The organism is Pseudomonas sp. CCC3.1 (genome assembly GCF_034347405.1).
In the GTDB taxonomy this organism is placed as follows: domain Bacteria; phylum Pseudomonadota; class Gammaproteobacteria; order Pseudomonadales; family Pseudomonadaceae; genus Aquipseudomonas.
The window spans coordinates 1,387,563-1,410,708 of sequence record NZ_CP133778.1 but is presented as its reverse complement, the minus strand read 5'-3'; the positions used below and the strand labels follow the sequence as shown (position 1 = coordinate 1,410,708).

The 23,146-nt window shown below is 53.2% G+C and carries 15 protein-coding genes and 1 other RNA gene; 9 read left to right on the top strand and 7 right to left on the bottom strand.

Translation table 11 applies throughout. The annotated features are described in order from the left end of the window. Positions 1-116 precede the first annotated feature (116 nt). The 3 genes from RHM56_RS06310 to RHM56_RS06300 all read left to right on the top strand — a co-directional run bounded on the left by RHM56_RS06310 (position 117) and on the right by RHM56_RS06300 (position 2,443). Complete coding sequence (locus tag RHM56_RS06310; RefSeq protein WP_322239629.1) at positions 117-341, top strand: helix-turn-helix domain-containing protein; 225 nt, start codon at positions 117-119, stop codon at positions 339-341. A gap of 347 nt (positions 342-688) precedes the next feature. Beyond that, positions 689-1,975, top strand: a complete 1,287-nt coding sequence (locus RHM56_RS06305) for a plasmid recombination protein (RefSeq protein WP_322239627.1) — start codon at positions 689-691, stop codon at positions 1,973-1,975. Between the two features lie 78 nt (positions 1,976-2,053). Then, complete coding sequence (locus tag RHM56_RS06300; RefSeq protein ID WP_322239625.1) at positions 2,054-2,443, top strand: hypothetical protein; 390 nt, start codon at positions 2,054-2,056, stop codon at positions 2,441-2,443. Here RHM56_RS06300 and RHM56_RS06295 read toward each other — a convergent pair. After that, positions 2,429-3,952 carry a replication endonuclease gene (locus tag RHM56_RS06295; RefSeq protein ID WP_322239623.1) on the bottom strand — a complete coding sequence of 508 codons (1,524 nt, stop codon included), beginning with the start codon at positions 3,950-3,952 and terminating at the stop codon, positions 2,429-2,431. The two genes, RHM56_RS06300 and RHM56_RS06295, sit on opposite strands and share 15 nt — an antisense overlap. A 410-nt stretch (positions 3,953-4,362) precedes the next feature. Here RHM56_RS06295 and RHM56_RS06290 point away from each other — a divergent pair, with 410 nt between their 5' ends. Together RHM56_RS06290 and RHM56_RS06285 are read left to right on the top strand one after the other, a co-directional pair. Then, entirely contained in the window at positions 4,363-4,578 is a 216-nt protein-coding gene (locus tag RHM56_RS06290; RefSeq protein ID WP_322239621.1) for a hypothetical protein, read from the top strand. A gap of 127 nt (positions 4,579-4,705) precedes the next feature. Continuing rightward, positions 4,706-5,293, top strand: a complete 588-nt coding sequence (locus RHM56_RS06285) for a recombinase family protein (protein ID WP_322239619.1) — start codon at positions 4,706-4,708, stop codon at positions 5,291-5,293. Between the two features lie 325 nt (positions 5,294-5,618). Here RHM56_RS06285 and RHM56_RS06280 read toward each other — a convergent pair whose 3' ends face one another. From RHM56_RS06280 to RHM56_RS06255, 6 genes are all read right to left on the bottom strand, one after another. Continuing rightward, a complete protein-coding gene (locus RHM56_RS06280) occupies positions 5,619-8,087 on the bottom strand; it encodes an SIR2 family protein (protein WP_322239617.1) in 2,469 nt (822 codons plus the stop codon). Positions 8,088-8,687: 600 nt separating this feature from the next. Beyond that, positions 8,688-8,784: signal recognition particle sRNA small type (gene ffs / locus RHM56_RS06275), an RNA gene on the bottom strand. A 346-nt stretch (positions 8,785-9,130) separates the two neighbouring features. Then, positions 9,131-11,491 (bottom strand): NAD-dependent DNA ligase LigA, encoded by a 2,361-nt coding sequence (ligA, locus tag RHM56_RS06270; protein ID WP_322239615.1) that lies wholly within the window; start codon positions 11,489-11,491, stop codon positions 9,131-9,133. Positions 11,492-11,588: 97 nt separating this feature from the next. Then, entirely contained in the window at positions 11,589-12,464 is an 876-nt protein-coding gene (gene zipA / locus RHM56_RS06265; RefSeq protein WP_322239613.1) for a cell division protein ZipA, read from the bottom strand. Between the two features lie 257 nt (positions 12,465-12,721). Continuing rightward, the gene (smc, locus tag RHM56_RS06260; protein ID WP_322239611.1) at positions 12,722-16,210 is read right to left on the bottom strand and encodes a chromosome segregation protein SMC; all 3,489 of its coding nucleotides are present in this window, start codon (positions 16,208-16,210) and stop codon (positions 12,722-12,724) included. 2 nt (positions 16,211-16,212) lie between these two features. Next, the gene (locus RHM56_RS06255) at positions 16,213-16,872 is read right to left on the bottom strand and encodes a GntR family transcriptional regulator (protein ID WP_322239609.1); all 660 of its coding nucleotides are present in this window, start codon (positions 16,870-16,872) and stop codon (positions 16,213-16,215) included. A gap of 224 nt (positions 16,873-17,096) precedes the next feature. Here RHM56_RS06255 and xdhA point away from each other — a divergent pair, with 224 nt between their 5' ends. Genes xdhA through guaD form a run of 4 tightly spaced genes read left to right on the top strand, consistent with a single transcriptional unit; the run spans position 17,097 to position 23,091 of the window. Next, positions 17,097-18,551 (top strand): xanthine dehydrogenase small subunit, encoded by a 1,455-nt coding sequence (gene xdhA, locus RHM56_RS06250; protein WP_322239607.1) that lies wholly within the window; start codon positions 17,097-17,099, stop codon positions 18,549-18,551. Beyond that, entirely contained in the window at positions 18,544-20,934 is a 2,391-nt protein-coding gene (gene xdhB / locus RHM56_RS06245) for a xanthine dehydrogenase molybdopterin binding subunit (RefSeq protein ID WP_322239605.1), read from the top strand. The genes xdhA and xdhB overlap by 8 nt, the downstream gene beginning before the upstream one ends. After that, entirely contained in the window at positions 20,927-21,796 is an 870-nt protein-coding gene (gene xdhC / locus RHM56_RS06240) for a xanthine dehydrogenase accessory protein XdhC (protein WP_322239602.1), read from the top strand. Before xdhB ends, xdhC begins: the two co-directional genes overlap by 8 nt. Next, the gene (guaD, locus tag RHM56_RS06235) at positions 21,793-23,091 is read left to right on the top strand and encodes a guanine deaminase (protein ID WP_322239600.1); all 1,299 of its coding nucleotides are present in this window, start codon (positions 21,793-21,795) and stop codon (positions 23,089-23,091) included. The genes xdhC and guaD overlap by 4 nt, the downstream gene beginning before the upstream one ends. Positions 23,092-23,146 lie beyond the last annotated feature (55 nt).

The following is a 23,146-nucleotide window of genomic DNA, read 5'->3' as shown; positions in this document are numbered from 1 at the left end:
AACCAGGTCTAAAACCGAGCAATTGACAAATTGTCAAGACCCCACGGTACTTTTTTTCATCAGAAGTATTGCGCGCCGCCCTGACTCTGATTAGGATTCCTGCACCAGCATCGACCATGACAGGTGATGCACAGAAAGATAGGCGGACAATGGGAGCGATTCAAAAATTAGCAGTCGGGCCTGACGATGCCGCAGCAATGACCAGTCACAGCAGGAGCGCCATCTATGACGCCATGAACTCGAAAAGCTTAAGGAGCTTCAAAAGTGGGAAGCGTAGACTCATATTGGTTAAAGACTTGGAGTCTTGGCTAAATGAGCTAGCAAAAAGCAACAGCATGTAACACGGAGCATAGGCACGATGCCCAACTTAGACATCCTCCATTAAAGCCCCATTAAATTGGGGCTTTTTGCATCTATATCAATGTGATTAGCTCGCTCACTTACGACCAGCATCACCATGGCGGTAGCCCTGCATAACATCCGCAGACAAGCAAGAGGATCGTCCCTTCGGCGCAGTCGGCTGTTTTGGCCTTGACGGGGGCGGGGATCAATCGTCCTTCGCGCAGCGAGGCCGCTTGAGCGCCGCGTGGTGACAGGGCAGCGCCCTGGTGTTGATCTTGATCTTCCTCCGCAGGAGGCCGCGCTTCTGGAACTTGCGAAGCAAGTGGAAGAAGCATAGTCGGTCACTATGCTTTTAGATTTGAATCAACACTTGCTCCTTTGGAATAATGAAAAAAAGGGGGCAGTGATGTTTCAGTTTGCACATATCGATAGCTATTCTAGGGTAACCCCTAAAGTCGGCAAAACAGGTTCACACTCCGTGAAGTCGATAGTTGCTGAAGCTTCTAGAATCCCTGGAAGTTACCCACATGTCGTTAATCCGCAAGCTCCCGTCTACCTATATGGTGCCCCTTTGAGCGAGCTTGAGTCAGCGTGTAATTTTTGGGCTGACACGCTCAAGGACGCGCGCGGACATAAATTACGAAAAGATGCTTTGTGCTTGTTAGCAGGAGTAATTTCTGCTCCCGCCGAGATAGATCCTAAGTCATGGGAAAAAGTAAAGGCTGATTCAATATCGTGGCTCCATAGAAAGTATGGAGAGCGGCTACAGACTGTAGTTGAACACCTTGATGAATCCAATCCACATATTCATTTCTACTGCGTCCCCCTGGCCGGCGAGCGATTTGATCAGATTCATGACGGTAAAAAGGCTGTCTCAGCCCTAAAGGGCAGGACGAAAGGTGAGCAAAATGCGGCTTATCGACAAGCCATGCGCGGTTGGCAAGACGAATTTGGTGCGGATGTCGGTGTGCTAAATGGTATGTCAAGGTTTGGCCCACGGAAGCGTCGATTAAGCAGAGCAGCGTGGAAGCAAGAGCAGCACACCCAAGAGCAGGTGGCAGCGTCGCTAGCAGCCTCTCAGGAGCTTGCAGCGACTGCTAGCAGCCAAGCTGCTGAGGTCTTACAGGTAGCTAAATCGGAAGCTATCGCCCTCCATCGTAAGACGATCAAGACGGCTGAATTAGAAGTGTTGCATAACTTTGCTCAGAAGAGCGTCCTAGGCAGGCTTGTGGAAATGATAACCAAGCTTTCCAAAGAGAATACCAGGCTTGAGTTAGAAGCTAGGGAGCAAAGGAACGGTGTAAACAACCTGGTTGCACGGCTGGGTAGATATCAGTTTCAGGCAGGCAAATATTTGGGCATATTAAAAAGTGTGAGGCCTAAATTTAAAGAGCTCACCGAGACTGTCGGTCACTTGAGAATTGTCAATCGCTCATTGCGTGACGAACTTGGCTCTGAGCGCAATACTTTATCAAGCGTGGAGAATAAGCTTAGTAGAGCTCTTGCAACCATTGAGTCGTTGCAGGCAGAAATTGAACCTGATGATAGCTCGGAGAACAATATTGCTAATAGATCTGTTCTCGTAAGAAAGCACCCTAGGTTGTTTGAGAGCGGGATGATTTTTGAGCGATGATCTTGGAAGCTTGCTTTACTGCTTTTTTATTATTTTTTGTGCCAGACAATCTCTAGAGGTGGAATTATGGAAAGACTAATGCTTCAAAGTGAAAAACAAGCGCTATCAGATATATCGGTAGCATATGAGCGTTATGGAATTGGTGTTAGGAACTCTGTGCAGGATGTTTTGCTCGAATTTCACGGGCGGCAACGTGAGGGTGATCTCATATCAATGCAAAAAGAATCGCTGCCAGAGGACATATGGCAAGCTCTCTGGGAGGCGCGCTACATGGATGCTGTGGAAGAGGTAGATCGAGACTCTGTGATTGTGGACGTCACAGTGTTGGAGGCTTTAATTGACCTTATGTTAGGAATGCTTGAGGCTCTTTTAAAAGAAGATAGTGAGTATTTTGGCCCCACGCCAAAAAGACAGGTACGTTACCCAGGCGGCGGCCATGAATTAGTTCCCTGGTTACCTGAGCGTTAGGTTGGTTCTATCATGGGTATATATCCAAGGTGGCCGCCACCGTAGGCGTATAGGCGTAACAATCAGGTACCAGCACGGAGGCAGTCCAATCGGAATATTATCTTTTATGCCCCAACACCTGCCATTCACCCCTTTTATGAGTTTCCAATCATAGTTTTCAAGACGTGCCGGGGGAAATGGCGATACATGAGCGGCACCATTGTCCTCTATATTTAAATCATTAACTGTAAGTGCCCCCCCTTGAAAAGTCAGCCCAAGCGACGACGCTAAGCTGTGAGCAACAAGATCGAGCTTATGCTTAATAGCCACTAATTTTGAGGTTTGTTCACCGTAGCGATTCAGTGTAGATGTACGAATAAGCTCCAGCTGATTCAGCCCGTTATCTAAGAGCTTCACGACGCTTGATAGCTGTATCTGTCTACCTATTGTAGTAGGAGCTTGTACGAGGCCGCTAGCCATGGCCTTGAGATGCCCGGGGTCTCTCAGACTTCTCGATACCTTCCTGAGCGCTTGCAATTTGCTCACTAGGCCATTAGCTCCAATAAGCTGGATCTGCCTGACTCCTGCTGATCTTATAGCGTACAAGTTTCGTTTTGAGGCGAGATTTCCCTCCTCATTCTGCATTCGTTGAAACCCAAATGCTAAGTGTTTATAAACGTATGATAGTGGCGTGCTATTTAACTCTCCTGCGGATGATAGTTTTATTATATCTTTCTGATTTTTTTCGAAGTAACCGGACGGGCGGTCGCTGGCCAAATAAATTGACTTTAGCTTTTGCGTCAGATTGGTGAAGAATTCATCTGTTGAAAAAAGGACGATGTGCCAGTGGGGACACCCGTCAAGGTGGGCCTCAACTACTCTCATTCCAAAATAGTTTTCATTAGCCGTATAGGTTTTACTAAGATGTCTAAATAGTTTTCGATAGATACCTTTGAGATGCTCATGTCCATCTTTAAAGCCCGAACCATCATACAGAGATGAAGATGGGTGATATCTGGCTGGGCAGGTCAACGTAATAAGCCCGCAGGCATATTGCCTTTGCTGCGCAAGCGCGACCATACTCTTTCCACTCAAGTAAAGCCTGTTGAACTTTCCACGCTGTGAGTCCTGGTATAATTGTGTTTTTACTAGGCCAAGCGAGGAACCTACCGTCTGTTCAGATAACTTGTAAGCGATAGCTTCGTGCCGATTCTCGAACATTCTATAAGTTGCATCGGAACAATAAGGTGCCAACCCCATCTTAGGGTCGCCCAGCTCCCGCCTCTGCATGGCCAAATGCTCTCGATGAGAGTCGGCGAGCGAGTTGACGTTAGCTCTCCAGAAATACTCACTGCGCAATCTCGCCATTTGACCTTGATCGGTTTTTTCTGAGTCAGGATCAAGTTTGAGCTCGTATTCGTGGCACGTACGAACATAATGTGCGATGCGGTCAGGAGTCAGGCTTAATTGCAGGAAATAGTGATGCTTTGCAATTGATTTTGCGACAAGGCACAACTCATCATTATCCATTGAGGACAACACGTCCAAGGAGGGCGGACAGTATGAGAAGGTTTTATGCACGACTATCCCCGGAAGGGGCATCGTGCCGATTTCAGTTAGCTAAAGCCGCTCACTCATATTGAGTAGCGAAGATAATCTGGCACTACTGAGCTCACTATTCCAATTGCTTATAAACAAGAAAACCTCTCTGGCGATAGTCTTTATCTATCGGCTGAGATTTTTTCATTGAATTCACTGGGTTTGGGGCTTGGCCAACTTCTTAAATGTGCGATAGAAGTAGTCGCATTTCGTATCTCGGCTTAGACCTCTCGTCCATTCCAGGGTAGTTTTCGCAATTGTAGTGGCCACTGTCAGGGCAGCAGGAAGACTCCTGTCGCTGATTCGAATTTTCCCCATCGCCTTTTTAAAGGACTTCGATAATGCCAATCTCGTCTGAAGCCAATATCTCCACTGCAGATGTTCTGACGCTTCTCTGGCAATGCCAGTTAGCAACTGCCGCCTCAATCGAAGAATTGGGTGTGTGGATCAGGTCACAGGGCGGAGGGGATGCCTACGATAAGGCTCTAGCTGCGCTTGAAGCCCTTGATACAAACGCGAACGCCATTGCTATCGGAATTACTGAATTGCGTCGATAGCATCATAAAACGACCGTTTGGTGATGCGTGAAATTAACAATCATAGCCGTATCAAAAAAATAGCCTTGAAGATTTATTGATACCAACCTACAGTGATACCACGTTTAATGATACGTGAGCACATCCCATGTCCCGCACATTTCTATACTGCCGTGTTTCAACATCCACTCAGTTCACTGCAAACCAAGTGCACGAAGTGAAAGCATCCGGATTCGACGTACAGGCAAGCCGGGTAATAGAAGAAGTCATATCGGGCAGCATCGCTGCCAGTGAACGCCAAGGGTTTCAAAAGCTATTAGATCGGATGGAAACAGGTGACGTACTGATCGTGACCAAACTGGACCGTTTGGGCCGAAACGCGATGGATGTGCGTCAGACTGTTGAACATCTAGCTGGAATTGGAATTCGTGTACATTGCTTAGCATTAGGCGGCGTAGACCTAACCAGTCCGGCAGGCAAGATGACAATGCAGGTTTTGAGCGCCGTAGCTGAATTTGAACGTGACCTGCTGATAGAACGCACTCAGCAAGGGTTGATACGTGCTAAAGCTGAAGGAAAGCAGCTTGGTCGTCCTGTTGCAGTCAAGACCAGAAACGACGTACAGCGACTGAAGCAGCAGGGCCTAATTCAGACACAAGTTGCCAGTGAGTTAGGTGTAGGCATCGCTACGGTAAAGCGTCATTGGAATGCTCAAGTCATTCCGACGAGGGTGTAGAAGAACATATAATTCTACTTTGAAGTAGGCTAAGTGAATCCCATAACACGTTTTCCATCCGGTGAATATGCCAACACCACGATGAGCCATCGAACAGCAGACAACGCAACACCAGTCGCACAGCACCTGAAATTCAAGGGCGTTATGCAGAGAATCGATCCATTCAGATGGAGAACTAGCGTGATTGCTATATAGCTTAATCGAAATACAATTCAATTAGTTAATAGCATTCCGCGATTAAAAAGCGAAGGCTGAAGAACTCGCATACTTTTTAATTTAGTGATAATGATAGAGCGAAACCAGATTCGCTCTATCATACAAAAACTTAGCCCGATCGAGCGGCGCTAATCAAGTCGACGACAGTGGTAAGATTGGATCGGACGTTCTGCACTGTTCGGACATTTGAAAACGTGATACTACCTGCATTAATTGCAATATCGATATCCGCTATAGCAGCTTTACAGGCCTGCTCGAAAGCCACTTTCTGACCAGGACCAAAATGACGATAGTTCGTCTCATAAACATCCTTGTATTTTTCAACCTGTCGAAATTTGTGTATATCATTCGGCACTTTTTTCAACAGCAAATTTGCGTCGTTGAATAGTTTAAAGGCTTCCGCCGCATTAGTATTAACCAAACAAAGCTTAATAAACAATCTACTTTGCTGAGTGTCGATCTGAACAGTATGATAACCATCTCTTTTCGAAGCAAGGGCGTATGCCTGATCAAGTAACACTTGAGCCTTAGTGTAGTCGTCATATGTCAAAAGCGCCATTGCGTACTGCAACCAGAAATGAGGATCGTTTTTCAACCAACCTAAAACTCGCTTCAATTGTTCGTAATATTTGACCAGATTGTTTTTTCGCAAAGTCTCTGACAACAAACGTTCAACAACCGAAAATCGCAAAAGGGATTTCAAAAGATGCGCTTTCTCAAAAGAGTCGCCTCTAGTCTCATTTAAGATAGTAACGATTGATATCAACTTATCTACAGTATACGCTGCTGCAAAATGATCTTTAATCAATGTCAAGGCAAACAAACTTGACTTAGCTTTGACATTTGTACCTTCGATTCGGAACACCTGAAGGAAGTCTGGATTATCTCTTAACTCAACCGAAAAAATAGCATCGGTCCCCGCCACTTCTGAAATTAGACTGGAATTAAGCGGCATATCCAAGAAACCCAAAAGCGAAATAGAGAACACTGTCGACTTTATATTCTCATCAGTAAACAGTCGCTTTGTTAATGCAGCTATGCGACTCGTCATCTGAGGTGCTTGCAATAGGGTTAGGAGCGTAAGAGATATTTGACGTCTATTGGAGTCTGCGACAAATGATTCTTTTCCTTTCTCCGAAAGATATGCCTTCTCCCCCCAGAACCCCACGTTATCGATAATCGAAATAAAGTCAGAAACCTCCCCCCCATCTAACTCATCAATATAAATTTCGTGAAAACCAATACCCATCTCCACTAACTTCGGACGATTTCTTTCATGAATGGTGGTACGTGCAGCAAGTATAAGTTTAACATTCGTCGGATTTAGATTATAAAAATGACGAATCAAGTCAATATGCTGCTCATAACTATCTATCACAAGATATGCAACTCCTGTGATCTTAGCAATCTTTTCAAGGTCATGAAAATTATAAGAACTTGATTGCTCCACAACATATACAGCGCCACCATCTAAAGATAGTTCGGCGGTCAGACTACGAAGAAAAATTGTCTTTCCGTTCCCCATCTCTCCTGCAACAAGTAAATTACCGTTATCCCTTAGAAGATTTTTCGCTTCATTCAGAGACGTGCGCCTTACTAAAATCGGGGTTCTATCGGAAGCTGTCAAAGCAGAGTCTATAACTCTATCTTGAATATCACCATACATCAAAAACCGATCAACATCAGAATCCCGAACAGTTGCATCCGACTGCGTGTGCTCATATTTTGGAATACTAAGCGGGCCTAAATCGACCTGATCTGAAATAAGTGCTGGCAACTTCTCATCTAACAGCACACCGAACGCCTCAGCTCCGATTGCCAAAATACTGCCAAATGGTTCGATCTTGAATCGACTTATTTCATTAACCTCAGGACGAGTCACGAAATACGTCTTGTCAAAGAAGTCTTTGTTTTCATAAAGTATTTTTTCAATCTCTATATCATACAAAGAGTAACCAACAAAAACCAACGCCGAGCACATCTCAAGATCACGTCTAAATGAATAATTCCATTTAGAACTCGTAAACGAATCTGTCGACAAATAAGAGGAGTGAGAAAGCTTAAACGTGGAATTCAAAGTATCTTTCGTCAGACTTTTCAAGGAGCCGTTCAAATGAACACATAGATTTTTTGATTTCAAAATCTCATTTGGAGAGTCATCCAAGTCAGCGACCTTTATAAGTTTTCCAGTTTCTTCCGCAGCACGCTCGATACAAAGGTCATAGTTGGTAGTATATATACGGCGCCATGGAGCCCCGCTAATTGAAACTTGGTGAGGCAACACTTTCCTGACTGTGAAGGTAGACTCAAGATGATCAATAAGTATTTGCGAATCATTGGCACGCAAAAACCTTTCTGAGGCGTATCGCAAATCCTTACATGAATCAAACGAACCTAATTTACCAATTGATTCCGCCAACAAAGCTGCCGTAGGAAATTCGCTACCATCTAAGCTAATTGCCCCACTTGAAAATCCTGAACCTACAAATAAGACCGCGTTACCAGTTGCTATCTTAGCAAGTAACTCTGAATGATCGATTTTTTGAATCGGAAAATTTGAAGGGTCCAGTTTTTTCATTACAACTCCCTGCTTTATTAAAATCGGCGTACCACAAATTACCACAATTGGGACGCTGTGTATAAAACACTTGAAGATGGGTCATGGCCATACCCGACGCGCAAAATTACTGCCAGAAACCGTGAACCCAATCGCGGTAGCTAGACGAAAAAAAGGCTGACACAATACCTTCTCCAGCCTAGAACCTTTCAAGGTTGCCCTAGCCACTTAACCAACCAGGTCAGAGTGTGCCAGCGTATCCACGAATGGTACCTGTGCAGGGGGTCGCTCATTAGATAGTGACGGCCCATTGGCGCCTGAAACGGTTGGGCTAGGCATGACGCAGTTCAACTGAACCAAAGATCATGATTGGATTGAGGTGATACGCAGTACAAAATTACTATGCTTGCGCTAATCGGGACGGCCGCCCCATATTTGTCGAACAACAATACAGGTGCTTTCGCGAAAAATTATTTCATGGTGAGACGTGGAACAGTTGAAGCAGACTCGATAATATCGCAGCCACCGGCGCACCACTTAGGTGAACCTATACGCTGTCACACTTCGAGTTTTTTGACTGAGAAATCCTTGAGAATTCAAGGACTTGCGTTATGGAGGCAACCCCACCAGCCACACCCCGGCACACAATGTTCCCGCTGTGGCTGCTTCCTTCCGGATCTGACCAGGTTCACGGGTAATCGTTGCGGAGGGACCGATAGGGTCACCATAACAACATCCGCCTAGCAGCGAACGGCGCCATTGTACCTATCTGACGAAAACTTACAACCGCTGCTGCAAGAATAAAAAATGAATGGGCTCAAGCACTTGGATTCGGGTCGAGGCACGCCCTAATTTGAGCGAGGCATACGTGAAGGCGCGTTGCAATCCGCTTCTGTAGCAGTTGCCGAGCTTTGCGAGGCTACGTCCGATTGCGCAGCGATCGCAAACGCTAAGTCAAAACTGAACTGACGCATTGCAACGCCTGACTTTACGACTGCTGCGCAGCCGGACGTAGCCTCGCGGTGCTCGGCAACTGCTACGAGATTTGCCAGCACACACACGTACTAGGCGATTGAAATACCCTGCTCTTTGAGAAACGCCACAAACGCTTCTTCATCCAGCACATTGAGGCCCAGCTCGTTGGCCTTGACCAGTTTTGAGCCCGCCCCCGGCCCGGCTACGACGCAGTGGGTTTTGCCAGAGACCGAACCCGAGACTTTGGCGCCCAGACTTTCGAGTTTGTCTTTGGCCACGTCACGGCTCATTAACTCCAGCGAACCGGTCAGCACCCAGGTCTGCCCAGCCAGTGGCAAACCTTCTACGGCTTTTTTCTCGCTCTGCCAGTGCATGCCGAAGTCGCGCAGTTGCGCTTCGACTTCCAGCGCCAGACGAGCATTGTCCGGGTTATCGAAAAATTCGCGCACTGCCTTGGCTTGCTTTTCAGGCAGGGCCTGACGCATGTCCAGCCAGTCGGCATTTATCACGCCTTCCAGGGTGCCGAATTTGTCTGCCAGTTTTTGCGCCCCGCCCGGCCCGACCGATGGAATATGCAGTTTGTCGATAAGCCCGCCCAAGGTGGCACTGGCGGCAAACTCGGCGCCCAACTCGCCCTGATCCTGCAATTGCAGGCCACGCTCCAGCAATTGGGCAATCACTTGCTGGTTGTGGTCATCACTGAAGAAGCTGTGGATCTCATGAGCCACTTCCAGGCCCACATCCGGCAAGTAGGTGAGCACTTGAGGTAGAGCACGCTGGACGCGCTCCAGGGACGCCAATGAGCGCGCCAGCACCTTGGCCGTCTCTTCTCCTACATCGGGAATACCCAAGGCGTAGATAAAACGAGCCAATGTCGGACGCTTGCTATCGGCAATGGCCTCCAGCAAGTTCTTGCTGGACAGCTCGGCAAAGCCTTCCAGGTCAACAATTTGCTCAAACGAAAGGATGTACAGGTCGGCAGGTGAACTGACCAGGCCTTCATCGACCAACTGCTCGACGCTTTTTTCACCCAGGCCTTCAATGTCCATCGCACGTCGCGAGACGAAATGGATGATTGCCTGTTTAAGCTGAGCACCGCAGGCCAGGCGCCCGACGCAGCGATACACGGCGCCTTCGCTAATGGTTTCACGGCCCTTGCTGCGCTTGATCAGCTGCGTGCGTTCAACGTGCGAACCGCACACCGGGCAGTTTTCAGGGATGTGTACCGGACGCGCATCGTCGGGACGACGCTCAAGCACCACTTGCACCACCTGTGGAATGACATCGCCAGCACGGCGAATAATCACCGTGTCACCAATCATCAGCCCCAAACGCGCCACTTCGTCCATGTTGTGCAGCGTGGCATTGGACACGGTAACGCCCGCCACCTTGACCGGCTTGAGGCGCGCGACCGGGGTCACCGCCCCCGTACGCCCAACTTGAAACTCGACATCCAGCAGTTCAGTCAGCTCTTCCATGGCCGGGAATTTATGAGCGATGGCCCAACGCGGCTCGCGCGCACGGAAACCCAGTTCGCGCTGCGAGGCCAGGTTGTTGACCTTGAACACCACGCCGTCGATTTCGTAAGGCAAAGCGGCACGGCGCTCGCCGATATCGCGGTAGTAGTCCAGGCACTCGGCAATGCCTTTGGCCAGTTTCAGCTCGTGGCTGATGGGCATACCCCATTGCTGCAACTGTTTGAGGTTGCCGATGTGGGTGTCTGAAAACTCTTCAGAGACCTGCCCCAGACCATAGCAGCAAAATTCCAGCGGGCGGCTGGCGGTGATTTTCGAGTCCAACTGACGCAAGCTGCCTGCCGCTGCGTTACGCGGGTTGGCAAAGGTTTTACCGCCCGCCGCGAGCTGAGCCTCATTGAGACGATCAAAACCAGCCTTGGACATAAAGACTTCGCCGCGCACTTCAAGCACCGCAGGCCAGCCACCGCCCTGCAACTTGAGCGGGATGTTGCGCACGGTGCGCACGTTGACGCTGATGTCTTCACCGGTGGTGCCATCACCCCGCGTGGCACCGCGCACCAGAACGCCGTCCTGGTACAGCAGACTGACCGCCAGGCCGTCCAGCTTGGGCTCACAGCTGTATTCAACTTCAGCGCCGCCGCCAAACAAATCACCCGCTGGCAGGTCCAGACCTTCGCTGACACGCCGATCGAACTCGCGCATATCGGTTTCATCAAAGGCGTTACCCAAGCTCAGCATAGGCACTTCGTGACGCACCTGAGTGAACGCAGACAAGGCCGCACTGCCGACCCGCTGAGTCGGCGAGTCTGGCGTCACCAGTTCAGGGTGTTGCGCCTCCAGCGCTTTCAACTCACGAAACAGACGGTCGTACTCAGCGTCCGGAATGCTCGGCTCGTCGAGTACGTGGTAACGGTAGTTGTGCTGATCCAGTTCAGCGCGCAGCTCTAGAATGCGGGTGTTGGCGGCGGTCATGGGGGTGTTCTCTCACAAAGCAAAAGAGCAGCCGAGGCTGCTCAAGTGTTAATTCATTTTGCATTCAGCGGGAGCAAGCACGTTGCTCCCACCGTTTTCAGCGTTTTTGAGTCAGGGCACGGCGCTCGAATTCGACGATGCGCTGGCGGTAGTGCTCGATGGTCTGAGCCGTTAACACACTGCGCTGATCGTCTTTAAGCTCGCCATTGAGCTCTTGGGACAACTTGCGTGCAGCGGCAACCATGACATCAAACGCCTGCTTGGGATGACGCGGACCCGGCAGACCGAGGAAGAAGCTCACCGCCGGAGTGCTGAACAGATCGATGTCGTCCAGATCGAATACGCCCGGCTTCACGGCGTTAGCCATCGAGAACAGCACTTCGCCATTACCGGCCATGCTTTCGTGACGATGGAAAATGTCCATCTCGCCAAAGCGCAAACCACTTTCAAGAATGTTCTGCAGCAGCGCCGGGCCTTTGAAGCCCGCAGGGTCACGACTGATAACGCTGATCACCAACACTTCTTCAGCTGCCTGGGCAGGTTCTTTGCTTTCGACGGCCGAAACGGTTGGCGCAGAACGACCACGCGGCTTGGTTTCAGCAGGGAAATCGTCATCACGGGCACTGAGGCTTGGGCCGTCATCGTCAAGGTCAAGATTGAGGTTCAAATCACCCTGACTTGGCTCACCGCCACGCTTGCCACGCTTGGAACTCTTTTCACGTGCCGGCATGCTCACCGATGGCAGATCCTGCTCATCAAGCTGCGGCTCTTTGTGATCAGGTGTATCCAGGACCCGTGCAGGACCCAGCAACTCAGCGCTGGTCTCCTCATCAGGGACGTTGGAGAAACTGCGATCAAGGCGAAACTTGAGTTTGCCCTTCCCGCCACGCATACGGCGCCAGCCATCAAAAAGAATACCGGCGATGACCACTATGCCGATGACTATCAGCCACTCGCGCAGACCGATTTCCATGTAATCCCGTGCCCCTAAAAAAATGATTCTATGAAGAAGAGCCTAAAGCCCTTTAAAACGTGGCGCCAACTCTATGTTCTGAATGGCGTTTTTCCACGCACAAAAAAATTAGACGCTAAATTAACACGACCAAAGATAACTTTACACCGTCTGTCGCCTTGAGTTAGGGCCATGTGGTGACTGACGAACCAGCCAAATCAGCCAAATCTTAGGGTTTTTCTTACATGAAGAAATTTTTAACCCTACATGCTTATAGCTCAAGCATCGACCATTGCCATTGCCTCCTCAACATCAACCGCAACAAGACGTGAACATCCAGGCTCATGCATCGTCACGCCCATCAACTGATCAGCCATCTCCATGGCGATTTTGTTGTGCGTGATGTAGATGAATTGCACGGTCTGCGACATCTCTTTCACCAACCGTGCATAGCGCCCTACGTTCGCGTCATCCAGCGGCGCATCAACTTCGTCGAGCATGCAAAACGGCGCCGGATTGAGTTTGAAAATGGCAAAAACCAGTGCCAAAGCCGTCAACGCTTTCTCGCCACCGGACAGCAAATGGATCGTGCTGTTCTTCTTGCCCGGCGGCCGCGCCATGATCGTTACCCCTGTATCGAGTAAATCTTCGCCCGTCAGTTCCAAATAAGCGCTGCCGCCACCGAAAACTTTTGGAAAAAGCGCCTGTAATCCACCATTTATCTGATCAAAGGTGTCTTTGAAGCGACTCCGGGTTTCTTTGTCGATCTTGCGAATAACGTTTTCCAGGGTGTCCAGTGCCTCGACCAAATCGGCATCCTGGGCATCCAGATAACGTTTGCGCTCGGATTGCTGCTGGTATTCATCAATGGCCGCGAGGTTGATCGCGCCCAAACGTTGAATACGCGCCGCAATACGTTCAAGTTCTTCTTCGGCCTGCTGCTCGTTGACCTCATTGCTCAAGGTGGCCAGCACCCCGTGCAGGTCATAGCCATCTGCAAGTAACTGATCCTGCAACGCGGTGCGTCGAACGGTCAGCGCCTGCCACTCCATGCGCTGCTGTTCGAGCTGACCGCGAATCAACTGGGACTGTTGCTCGGCCTGATTACGACGTTTTTCAGCGTCTCGCAGCTCTCGATCAGCGTCTTCAAGCGCCAGTTGCGCAACTTTAAGTTCTTCGTCCACGCTCAGGCGCTTGTCGAGCAACTCTTCAAGTTTGAGACGCAGCTCTTCAAGCGGCGCCTCGCCCTCCTCCAGATTGAGTGTGAGCTGCTCACGCTTTTCAGCCAGCCGTTCGGACTGCAACTCCAGACGTTCAAGCGCTTGTCGGGTCGAATCGTGCTGCGCCCTGAGCGAGCCCAGGCGAACTGCCAACTGATGCGCGTGATCCTTGTGCTGACGCGCCTCCTGGCGTACTCGGTCCAGCCGCTCACGCAAGCTGTCGCGCTGGGCCAATAGCAGCTCGCGCTGCTCGGTATCGGTGGCCATGGCGTCCAGCGCTTCCTGCAAGTTCAGTCGTGCCTCGCCGACGTGCTCATGCTCCAGCGCACGCTGCTCACCCAACTCAGCGAGTTCTTCATCCAGGCGTCTGCGGCGCAAGGTCAATTGCTCGACCTTGGCTTTGCTGGCAGACAGTTTGGCCTTGATCTCACCTTGTTGGCGGGCTTCGTCCTGCAAGCGGCGGCGAACCTGCTCACGGGCGTCTTCTTGCGCGACTTGTTGCTCGCGCAAGCGTTGCAAGTGTTCTTCAAGGGAAGCAAGGGTGGCCTCACGCTCTTCACGCTCAACACCCAGTCGCTGGATTTCCTGACCTCGGGCCAACACGCCACTTTCAGCTTCGCTGGCACGTCGAACCCGCAAAAAATTACGCCCGACCCAGTAGCCGTCACGGCTGATCAGGCTTTGCCCATCGTTCAATTGCCCGCGCAAGGCCAGCGCCTGCTCAAGGGTTTCAACCGGTTTGACCTGCCCCAGCCACGGCGCCAGATCAAAATCGGCCTCGACTTTGTCCAGCAAGCTGCCCGCCACACGACTGGCCTGCGCATCGGCGCTGAACAAGCGCAAATCGCCTTGGGCAAAGCCCGCCAGATCAAGCTGCGAAAAGTCATCCACCAACACCGCTTGCAAGTCCGCACCCAGCACGGTTTCAACCGCAAGCTCCCAGCCTGCGTCTACCCGCAGACCTTCGGCCAAACGCGGGTGCTCAGCCAATTGCTGATCGCGTAGCCATTCGCCAGCACCGGTGCCCGGATCAAGCGCGGCTTGTTGCAGCGCCTCAAGGGAAGCCAGGCGGCCGTTGAGCCGCTGCAACTCGCCCTGAGCCTGCTGCTGGTTTTGCGTGGCCTGCTGCAACTCGTGGCGTACTTGCTCCAGGCGCTCGATGACCTGCTCTTCGCTGGCCTGCAACTCTTCTTGCGTCAGCTCACTGGTCGCCAGTTGCTCACTCAGCTCAAGGATCGCAGCATCTTCCGGGTCTGCGGCCAGCAAGGCGCGCTCTTCGGTCATTCGGCGCTGGCGCTCAGCCACCCGCTCCATGCTGGTTTCCAACTGCTGGATGCGCGCCTGCAACACTTCAGATTGGCGTTGCGGTTCGGCCGAGCGCAGGTTGAAGGCATCCCACTGCTCTTGCCAGCCGTGCATGGTGTGTTCGGATTCTTCGAGGGCGGCGGCGGCTTCTTCGGCCGCAGCGCTGGTCAGCTCTTGCTCGGGTGCGAGCATGTCGAGCTCTTCGCCCAAGGTCGCGAGCATTGTGCGGTCATGGCCCAGGTGCGATTCGGTTTCAAGACGCGAACGCTCGGCTTCGCGCAGGTCATCTTGCAACTGACGCAAACGCTGCTGGCCGTGCTGAATGCTTTGCTCAACCCGGGCGATGTCACCACCGACCGAATAGAAGCGCCCTTGCACCAAATTAAAGCGCTCTGACAGATCATGGTGCCCGTCACGCAGGCGTTCGATGCTGGCATCCGCGTTACGCTGGTCTGCAACCAGGGCTTCAAAACTCACTTCCTGGTTGCCAATGACGGCTTCGCGCTGGCCCACTTGCTCGTTCAGGGCTTGCCAGCGCAAAGCTGACAACTGTGCCTTGAGCTGACGCTCTTCAGCCTTGTATTCCTGATACTTCTCGGCCGCCTGGGCCTGGCGATGCAGACGCTCAAGCTGGCGCCCCAGCTCGTCACGCAAGTCGGTCAGGCGCGCCAGGTTTTCGTGGGTGCGGCGAATGCGGTTTTCGGTCTCCCGGCGACGCTCCTTGTACTTGGAGATGCCAGCCGCTTCTTCAATAAAGTTGCGCAGGTCTTCGGGCTTGGACTCGATCAACTTCGAGATCATGCCTTGCTCAATGATTGAGTAGCTGCGCGGCCCCAGGCCCGTACCCAGGAAAATATCGGTGATGTCTCGGCGACGGCACTTGGTGCCGTTGAGGTAGTACGTGGTCTGGCTGTCGCGGGTTACTTTGCGGCGAATGGAGATTTCGGCGTAGGCCGCGTATTCCCCCAGCAGTGTGCCGTCGGAGTTATCAAAGACCAGCTCGATACTGGCCTGACTCACGGGTTTGCGGCTGGTGGAGCCGTTAAAGATGACATCGGTCATCGACTCGCCGCGCAGGTTCTTGGCCGAGCTCTCGCCCATTACCCAGCGCACGGCGTCGATAATATTCGACTTGCCGCAACCGTTAGGGCCGACCACGGCCGCCATATTGCTCGGAAAGTTAACCGTCGTGGGGTCAACGAAAGACTTGAAACCCGCCAGCTTGATGCACTTGAGGCGCACGCTTAGGCAACCGTCAAGGCTGACAACACCAGGTCACAACTGCGCTGAGCGTAACGGCTCAGTACCACACGAATTTGCGAAAGATCACGCGCCAAAACCGCTTCGAGCAACTGCGCAAACAGCGCCAGGAACTCGCTCATCTCAGCCTTGCGTTGTTCCAGTGCCAGGTAATAGGCACGGCTCATGGCCGGGTGCAGATTTTCGACGGTTTCTTGCAGGTACGGATTGTCGGCAAATGGGTAAGCCGCACGCATCACGTTGAAGCTGTCTTCAACAAAGGCGCTGATGTCCTGACGCTCATAGCTGTCAGTCAAGCGTTGTTGAATTTGCAGGAAGGGCCCCAGGTCCGCCGGGACGGTCCAGCGCTGGGCAACGGCATTGCCGAGCAAAATGTACATTTCGCTCATCAAGGTGCACAGGCTCTGCACCTTGTGCGCAGTCAGCTCGGTGACATGGGCGCCACGCCGCGGAAGGATGGCGATCAAATGTCGGCGCTCAAGGATCAGCAACGCCTCACGAACAGAGCCACGACTGACATTGAGTGCCAGCGTTACCTTCTGTTCTTGAATGCGTTCCCCAGGCTTGAGCTCGCCACGAATAATCCGTTCGGCGAGGTGGTGAGCGATTTGCTCGGCGAGGCTATCCGGCGCCTTGAACGTCATGTTTTACCTTCAAAATCTTAGATCAGTGCAGGCGGCGAAGTGTAACCCACTTGCGAGGTACTCGCAGAGTGTCTCGGCCGTTGAAATTGGCACGATATAAGCAAATAAACCTTCCAGCGATCAAGCATCGGGATGACTGAGCCTCATTTCTTGACCCCCAAGTCAGCAATGACTAGATTCAGCTCATCCCGCCCGACAAAAACAATGATGTTGCGAGGCCTCCTGTGATCCAGTTTCTACTCAATCAGACATTACGCACTGAGCACACACTGGACCCGAATCTGACGGTGCTTAATTACCTGCGCCAGCACCTGCACAAGCCCGGTACCAAGGAAGGCTGTGCCAGCGGTGACTGCGGCGCATGCACGGTGGTGGTGGGCGAGCTGCATGTCGATGATCAAGGCGTTGAAGGCCTGCGTTATCGCAGCCTCAATTCATGCCTGACGTTCGTGTCTGCCCTGCACGGCAAACAACTGATCAGCGTCGAAGACCTCAAGCACCAAGGTCGACTGCACAGCGTGCAACAAGCAATGGTCGACTGCCACGGCTCACAGTGTGGTTTTTGTACGCCGGGCTTTGTGATGTCGCTGTTTGCGCTGCAAAAAAACAGCCTGGGCGCCGACAGTCATCAGGCCCACGAAGCACTGGCAGGCAATCTGTGCCGCTGCACCGGCTATCGACCGATTCTGGCCGCCGCCGAACAAGCCTGCCACTCCCACCCTGCCGACCAATTTGATGCACAGCAGGCGACGACCCTCGCCAAGCTCAAGGCCATTACGCCGAGCGCAACCGGCGAGCTTAACAACGGCGACAGACGCTGCCTGCTACCCGTGAACATCGACGAGTTGGCGCATCTGTACGAGGCTCACCCTCAGGCCCGCCTGCTGGCGGGCGGCACCGATCTGGCGCTGGAGGTCACGCAGCTCCATCGCCCCCTGCCCGTGATGATTTCCCTGGGACAGGTTGCCGAGATCAAACGTATCGAGCGCTTCGCCGATCGCCTCGAAATCGGCGCGGCAGTGTCGCTGACGGATGCCTACAGCACGCTCAAGACTGAATACCCAGACTTCGGCGAACTGTTGCAGCGCTTCGCCTCGCTGCAAATTCGCAATCAGGGCACGCTGGGCGGAAACATCGGCAACGCCTCGCCCATTGGTGATTCGCCGCCGTTACTGATTGCCCTTGGCTCACACTTGATACTGCGCAAAGGTCAGACGCGTCGCACATTGGCGCTTGAGGATTACTTCATTGACTATCGGGTGACCGCCCGCGAAGAAGGCGAATTTATCGAAAAAGTCGTCATCCCGCGCACCAAGACATGTCATCTGTTTCGCGCCTATAAAGTCTCCAAACGCTTGGATGACGACATCAGCGCGGTGTGTGCCGCGTTCAATCTGCACATCGAAAACGGCGTAGTCATCGAAGCCCGAGTGGCCTACGGCGGCATGGCGGCCACGCCCAAACGCGCCAGCGCCTGCGAAGCCGCCTTGCACGGCTCGCCCTGGAACACAGCCACCGTGGAGCGAGCTTGCACCGCCTTGGCGCAGGATTTCAGCCCCCTCTCGGACTTTCGCGCCAGTAAGGAATATCGCCTTTTGAGTGCGCAAAATCTGCTGCGCAAATACTTCATCGAACAGCAAACACCCAACGTTCAAACGCGGGTGACCGCTTATGTCTAATCATCACTCGATCGAACCCTCGCAGGCCGAGTTAAGCGCCCTGTTTGTGCAGGATCTGAAAACCGGTGTCGGGCGCAGCGTCAAGCATGACAGCGCCGAAAAGCACGTGTCTGGCGAAGCGCAGTACATTGATGACCGACTGGAGTTTCCTAACCAGCTACACGTTTATGCACGCTTGTCTGACCGGGCTCACGCCCGAATCATTCGCGTCGATACTACGCCGTGCTACGCGTTTGCTGGCGTGCGCCTGGCCATCACCCACGAAGACATCCCCGGCCTCAAAGACATCGGCCCGCTGCTGCCTGGCGACCCGTTACTGGCCATCGATAAAGTGGAATTTGTCGGGCAGCCAGTGCTGGCCGTGGCCGCCTGTGACCTAGACACCGCGCGCCAGGCGGCGATGGCGGCAATTATTGAATACCAAGACCTAGAACCGGTGTTGGATGTGGTGGAGGCGCTGCGCAAGAAACACTTCGTGCTCGACAGCCATACCCACCAACGCGGCGATTCTGCCACGGCGCTGGCCAAGGCCTCTCATCGGTTGCAAGGCAGCGTGCATATCGGCGGGCAAGAACACTTTTACCTGGAGACCCAGATCTCTTCGGTCATGCCTACCGAAGACGGCGGCATGATTGTTTACAGCTCGACCCAGCACCCGACCGAAATCCAGAAGCTGGTGGCTGAAGTGCTCGGTGTGTCGATGAACAAAATCGTCGTCGACATGCGCCGCATGGGCGGGGGCTTCGGGGGCAAGGAAACCCAGGCCGCCAGCCCGGCCTGCTTGTGCGCGGTGGTGGCGCACCTGACCGGTCAGCCGACCAAGATGCGTCTGCCACGGGTCGAAGACATGCAGATGACCGGCAAGCGGCACCCGTTTTATATCGAGTACGACGTCGGCTTCGATGACAACGGCCAGTTGCAAGGCATCCAATTGGATCTGGCAGGCAACTGTGGCTATTCACCTGACTTGTCCGGGTCGATTGTCGACCGTGCCATGTTTCACGCAGACAACGCTTATTACTTGGGCGACGCCACCATCAATGGCCATCGCTGCAAAACCAACACCGCCTCGAACACGGCGTATCGAGGCTTCGGTGGCCCCCAAGGAATGGTCGCCATCGAAGAAGTCATGGACCGGATTGCCCGTCATTTGCAGCTCGACCCGCTGGCGGTGCGCAAGGCTAATTACTACGGCAAAACCGACCGTAATGTGACCCACTATTACCAAACCGTGGAGCACAACTTGCTTCACGAAATGACCGCAGACCTTGAGGCCAGCAGCCAGTACACAGAGCGTCGCGCTGCCATCCGGGCCTTCAACGCCGGTAGTCCGATTCTGAAAAAGGGGCTGGCTCTGACGCCGGTGAAGTTCGGCATTTCGTTCACGGCCAGCTTTCTCAATCAGGCCGGAGCGCTGATCCATATCTACACTGACGGCAGCATCCATTTGAACCACGGCGGCACAGAAATGGGCCAAGGCCTGAACGTCAAAGTCGCGCAAGTGGTGGCCGAAGTGTTTCAGGTCGAGATCAGCCGCGTGCAGATCACCGCCACTAACACTGACAAAGTGCCCAACACTTCACCGACCGCGGCGTCCAGCGGTGCCGACCTGAATGGCAAAGCAGCGCAGAACGCAGCCGAGATCATCAAGCAGCGACTCATTGAATTTGCTGCCAGCAACTATCAGGTCAATGCACAGGACGTGATTTTTCATAACGGTCTTGTACGCGTTGGCGAGCAGATCCTGAGCTTTGAAGCACTGATACAGCAGGCGTATTTTGGTCAGGTCTCACTGTCGAGTACCGGCTACTACAAGACGCCGAAGATTTTTTACGACCGCAGTCAGGCGCGCGGTCGCCCTTTTTACTACTACGCCTTTGGGGCTGCTTGCACGGAAGTGATCGTCGACACCCTGACCGGCGAATACAAAATGTTGCGCACCGACATCCTGCATGACGTGGGTGCATCGCTGAACCCGGCCATCGACATCGGCCAGGTTGAAGGCGGCTACATTCAAGGGGCTGGCTGGTTGACCATGGAAGAGTTGGTGTGGAACGCCAAAGGCAAGTTGATGACCAATGGCCCGGCCAGCTACAAGATCCCGGCCGTAGCCGACATGCCTCTGGATCTGCGGGTCACGCTGGTCGAAAACCGCAAGAACCCGGAAGACACGGTCTTTCACTCCAAAGCCGTGGGCGAGCCGCCCTTTATGCTCGGCATTGCGGCATGGTGTGCCATTAAAGACGCCGTCGCGAGCCTGGCCGACTATCGCATTCAGCCTGATATTGACGCCCCCGCCACCCCGGAACGGGTGCTGTGGGGCTGTGAGCAGATGCGTAACGCTGTCGCTGCTACAAAGGCGCGAGGAGAAAACCATGAATAACTGGATCAGCGCGCTGGCCGATTTACAGCAACAGGGTGAGCCCTGCGTGCTGGTGACCATCATCGAAGAGCAAGGCTCGACCCCACGCAATGCGGGCTCAAAGATGGTCATCAGCGCCAGCCGGATATTCGACACCATCGGTGGCGGGCATCTGGAATTCAAGGCCATGGACATTGCCCGCGAAATGCTCAGCACCCACACGCAAGGGCCGCATTTACAGCGTTTTAGTCTCGGTGCCAGCCTCGGCCAATGCTGTGGCGGTGTCGCGGTGCTGCTGTTCGAACCGATGTGCCAAGTGCAGGCGCAGATCGCCGTGTTCGGCGCCGGTCATGTCGCCCGCGCGCTGGTGCCGCTGCTGGCTAGCCTGCCGTGCCGCGTGCGCTGGATCGACTCGCGTGAGCAGGAGTTCCCTGCGCTCATCCCAGACGGCGTACGCAAAATCGCGACCGAAGACCCGGTCGATGAGATCAATGAGCTGCCTGTGGGTTGCTACTGCATCGTCATGACGCATAATCACGCCCTGGACCTGGAACTCAGCGCCGCCCTGCTCAAACGCAACGACTTTACTTACTTCGGCTTGATTGGTTCTAAAACCAAGCGCATGAAGTTTGAACATCGCCTGCACGAGCGAGGCATCAGCGCCGCCCATGTGCAGCGCATGCGCTGCCCAATGGGCTTAAATGAAGTCAAAGGCAAGTTACCGATTGAAATTGCGATCTCTATCGCCGGCGAAGTCATCGCCACGTATAACGCCCATTTTGGCCAGCACACGGCCTGCACCGCCCCTGCCGGGGTTGAACCGATTAAACAATTGCTGCCGTCTTCACGACGCGGCCATGCCACGCACCGAGAGTTGTTATGACCTGTAAAGCCTATCGCGCCGCCATCCTGCACAGCATCGCCGACCCCGCCAACGTCGGGATCGAGGCCTCCTACGAGTATTTTGAAGATGGCTTGCTGGTGGTCGAAGACGGCAAAATCAAAGCGCTGGGCCATGCCAGTGAATTGCTCGCTGCATTGGCAGCCGACACCGACATCACCTTCTACAGCGATGCGCTGATTACGCCGGGCTTTATCGACACCCATATACACTTCCCACAAACCGGGATGATTGGTGCCTACGGCGAGCAGTTACTCGATTGGCTGAACACCTACACCTTCCCCTGCGAAAACCAGTTCGCCGACAAGGTACACGCTGAAAAAGTGGCGGATATTTTCCTTAAGGAACTGCTGCGCAATGGCACGACAACCGCCTTGGTGTTCGGCAGCGTGCACCCGCAATCGGTGGACGCTCTGTTCGAGGCCGCACAGCGCCTGGACCTGCGTCTGATCGCGGGCAAAGTGATGATGGACCGCAACGCACCAGACTATCTGACAGATACGCCAGAAACGAGCTACAACGACAGCAAGGCGCTGATCGAGCGCTGGCATGGCAAAGGCCGCTTGCATTACGCCGTGACCCCGCGTTTCGCGCCAACCAGCACCCCGGAACAATTAACCTTGGCGGGCAAGTTGCTGAGCGAATACCCGGATGTGTACCTGCATACCCATATCAGCGAAAACCTTCAGGAAATCGAGTGGGTCAAATCGCTGTTCCCTGAGCGTAAGGGCTATCTGGACGTGTACGACCATTACCAACTGTTGGGCGAACGTTCGGTCTTTGCCCACGGCGTGCATTTGTGTGACGAAGAATGCGCGCGCCTGGCTGAAACAGGTTCAGCGGTGGCTTTCTGCCCGACATCCAACCTGTTTCTGGGCAGCGGTCTGTTTAACTTGCCGATGGCCGAGAAACACAAACTCAATGTTGGGTTGGGCACCGACGTGGGCGCGGGCACCAGCTTCTCGCTGCTCAACACGTTGAACGAAGCCTACAAGGTCATGCAGCTACAAGGCGCACGCCTCAATCCATTCAAATCGCTGTATTTGGCCACCTTGGGCGGCGCGCGCGCACTGCGCCTGGAAGACAAGATCGGCAACCTGACACCTGGCAGCGACGCAGACTTCATCGTGCTGGATTACAACGCCACCCCGCTGATGAGCTATCGCCTCCAGCAATCAAAAAACATCGCCGAAACGTTGTTTGTATTGATGACCCTGGGTGATGACCGAACCGTTGAGCAGACGTACGCGGCAGGTAATCTGGTGCATCAGCGCTAAGGTGCTGGACCTTGCGAAAACCTTGTAGTCGCTGACGAAGAATGAGGCTGCGATG